We start from the raw sequence: 206 nt of genomic DNA, 5'->3' as shown, positions 1-206 counted from the left end.
TCGGCGGTAACGCCGAAGTACGATCCGGGAAGCTTTTCGATGGCAAGTTCTACGCTCGCAAACGACTGGATAGGGTGGATGCTTGCAACGTTGGCCCCGGCCGCCTTCGCCGATGCAAGCAGCTCTAACGAACCCGCACCGCTCATGTGAATAACGGTATGCGAGGCATTGAAGGCGCCTTGCGTCGCGATCTCATCGCAGGCCAG

The 206-nt window shown here is 59.2% G+C and carries 1 pseudogene; it reads right to left on the bottom strand.

The annotated features are described in order from the left end of the window. Window positions 1–206 (bottom strand): annotated as a pseudogene (locus tag COY37_RS04145) (Rossmann-like and DUF2520 domain-containing protein); the annotation flags it as partial.

Source organism: Candidatus Aquicultor secundus (genome assembly GCF_002791875.1).
GTDB lineage: Bacteria > Actinomycetota > Aquicultoria > Aquicultorales > Aquicultoraceae > Aquicultor_A > Aquicultor_A secundus.
Note: the sequence above shows the minus strand (reverse complement) of the source record. Positions and strands in the feature narration are given on the sequence as shown.